Raw genomic sequence first — 2,693 nt, 5'->3', positions numbered from 1 at the left:
GCCCCGGCCGCCCGCGGCTCTCCGCCGAGCGCCCTGCCCCGGTGCGCGACCTGGAATTGCGGATCCGCCGGGCCCTGGGCGTCGAAGTGACCTACAAGCCCAAGGACGCGGAATCCGGTGAGATCCGCATCCGCTACGAGACGCAGGACGAGCTGGAAGGCCTGCTCAACCGGTTCAAGGTGTCGGAGCCGGAGGAAGGCTGACGGCGGTTGCCGGGGTTCGTCCAGCGCCCGGCCGCACAGCGACGCGCATCCGAATCATCTCCCTCATCCTGAGGCGCCGGAGCGCAGCGGAGGTCTCGAAGGAGGCTTCCAGGGATCGCATGGCTGGCTGGAGGGCTCCTTCGAGGCTGCTCCGCAGCACCTCAGAGGCTGTGAGTCTTTCGATTTATCGCTCGCGACAGACGATGACGCTGCTGCATTCCTCGGGAGGTTCATCCGGGCCTGCGATCCCAGATGGGACGTTCCCCCGAAGGTTTGGGCCCAGGTCGATGACGGAGCGCGACACGCCCCCTCTCCCGCACGGGAGAGGGGGCCCGCGGCTCGTGCTGGGGGCATAGGCCAATCTGGCGCTGCTAAGGCGTCGGGTGCATGGGAAATCGAAGGGCGATCGATCGAAAGACTCACAGCCTCTCAGGATGAGGGTGTGGGTGGGATCGATGCAGGCCGTTTCGCTTCCTCGGAAGCGAGGCTGACACGATGCTCTAACGCCGCCGCCGCGCCCCCGCCTCCGCCACCCGCAGCAGGGCCGCGGAGGCCAGAGCGTGGGCCAGTTCCGGCTCGGCCCGCCGGCAGGCCAGGACGGCCTCCTGCAGGGCCTTGGCGGCCTGCCGGAGGGTGCCGGCCGGCCAGGTGGCGAGCTGGCCCTCGATGCTGGCCTTGCGCTTGAAATGCAGGCCCCGCCAGGCCGCAGCCATCAGGGCCGGGGTCTTGTCCGGATTGTCGAGGCGGGTCGCCAGCAGGGTCAGGGCGTGCCGGAGGGCCGAGCCCAGCACCACGCCGGGATCCAGCCCCTCGTGCCGGAAGCGCCGGTAATCGCGCTCCACCGCCTCGCGGCGCCCGTCGAAGGCGGCATCGATCAGGGTGTTGAGCACGCTGGCGGCGACGTCGCTGGTGACCGCCTCGACATGGTCGAGGGTCACGGTGCCCTCCCCGGCCGCGTAGAGCGCCAGCTTCTCGATCTCCATCAGGCTCGCCCGCCGGTCGCCGCCGAGGCTGCGGACCAGGACCTCCCGGGCGGCCCGGTCGATCCGCAGGCCGCGCTCCTGGAGGGTGCGGTCGATCAGGTCGGCGAGCGTGCGCTCGTCGTCGGCGTAACAGGGGATCGCCAGCGCCCGGGCCGAGCGCTCGCAGAGGACGCGCATCGGGTTGTTCTTGGCGAGGTCGCCGCCCTCCACGACGACGCGCGCGTCGGCGATCTCGGCGGCCAGAACTGCCTCGACCGCGGGCGCGTAGTTGCGGCTGCCGGGCCGGACCCAGATCGACCGGCGGCCCCCGAACAGGCCCATCGTGCCGGCCTCGTCGCACAGCCGGCCCGGGTCGGAGGCGAGGGTGTCGCCGTCGATCCGCACCAGCGCGAAGGGATCGCCGGGGTCGGTGACGAAATCCTCGGCGAGCTTGCGGGCGCGCTCGGTGACCAGGCCGGTATCGGGCCCGTAGACCAGGATCACCGGGATACGCGGGTCGGGCCCGCGCCGGATCAGCCCCTCGATCTCGCCCGCCTTGACGGCCGTCAAAGCCGGCTCACGGCTTGGTCGACAGCACGGCCGCGAGGCGGGTCTTGATCTGGTCCGCCAGCACGCTGGCCAGGCGGATCTCGGCGTCGCGCGCCGCCCGCTGGCTGGCGAAGCGCTGGACCGAGCGGTCGTAGGTCGCGGTCGAGGTCGCCACGCCCTCGGTGTAGACCTTGGCGCCGGCCATGTCCTCCAGGCTGTACTTGATGTTGGCGACCAGCGTGCCGGCCTCGGCGCGGCCGGTGGTGGAGGAGACGATCGGGGTCTGCACGATCTCGGAGCCCGAGAGCTTCAGCCGATAGCGCTTGCTCGACGGCTGGCCCGACCCGTCGAGCTCGAACACCAGTTCGCTGCGCAGGTAATGCCCGAGCCGCTCCTGGCCTTGCGCCATCGCCACGTCGTCGACCTGCACGGCGGCCAGCAGCGCCTGCACGGTCTCGCCGGAGGCGGTCGGCCCGTACAGGGGACGGAAGCAGGCCGACAGGCTCAGCGCCAGGCCGGCGACGCAGGCGAGGCGGCCGATCCGGCCCGCAACCGATACTTCCGAACGCACCATCACGTCGCCGTTCCGCCCCGCTTCGTCGCCGCCCCTCTTAGCCCGGACCGGGAGGGCCGCGCCATGAGGCTACGCGGCAACCGTTACGATTCCTCTGCGGCGGGAGCGTGGTCGAAGGGTTTCAGACCGTTGCCAGATAGCCCGACACCGTGACGATCGACAGGATCGTCGAGACCAGCACCACCCGGGCGGTCAGGTCGGCCTCCCGGCGGTAGAATTCCGCCAGCATGAACGGGCCGGTGCCGGTGGGGAGGGCCGCCATCAGCACCGCGACGTGCAGCAGCAGCGGCGGCAGGTCGAACAGGAAGCGGCCGAGCCCGTAGGCCAACAGCGGCTGCCCGGCGAGCTTGAGGCCGACCAGCAGGGCGGCCGCCCGGGTCTGCGCGCCGCCCTGCTGGTCGGCCT

At 71.5% G+C, this 2,693-nt stretch carries 3 protein-coding genes and 1 pseudogene; 1 reads left to right on the top strand and 3 read right to left on the bottom strand.

All coding sequences use genetic code 11. The annotated features are described in order from the left end of the window. Nucleotides 1–203: pseudogene (locus FV228_RS26140) on the top strand (chromosome partitioning protein ParB); the annotation flags it as partial. 500 nt (nucleotides 204–703) lie between these two features. Here the strand turns inward: FV228_RS26140 and holA are convergent. The 3 genes from holA to FV228_RS26120 all read right to left on the bottom strand — a co-directional run. Next, nucleotides 704–1,735 carry a DNA polymerase III subunit delta gene (gene holA / locus FV228_RS26130; protein ID WP_147857198.1) on the bottom strand — a complete coding sequence of 344 codons (1,032 nt, stop codon included), beginning with the start codon at nucleotides 1,733–1,735 and terminating at the stop codon, nucleotides 704–706. A 7-nt stretch (nucleotides 1,736–1,742) separates the two neighbouring features. Next, entirely contained in the window at nucleotides 1,743–2,288 is a 546-nt protein-coding gene (gene lptE / locus FV228_RS26125) for an LPS assembly lipoprotein LptE (protein ID WP_147857199.1), read from the bottom strand. Between the two features lie 121 nt (nucleotides 2,289–2,409). Beyond that, the coding region (locus FV228_RS26120; RefSeq protein ID WP_187277915.1) for an AEC family transporter at nucleotides 2,410–2,693 on the bottom strand (284 nt) is incomplete at its 5' end.

This window comes from Methylobacterium sp. WL18 (assembly GCF_008040015.1).
Lineage (GTDB): Bacteria > Pseudomonadota > Alphaproteobacteria > Rhizobiales > Beijerinckiaceae > Methylobacterium > Methylobacterium mesophilicum.
Note: the sequence above shows the minus strand (reverse complement) of the source record. Positions and strands in the feature narration are given on the sequence as shown.

What these genes read in the sequence shown, in the direction of transcription:
- lptE (WP_147857199.1), bottom strand. Translation starts at nt 2,288, where the DNA reads ATGGTGCGTTCGGAAGTATCGGTTGCGGGCCGGATCGGCCGCCTCGCC.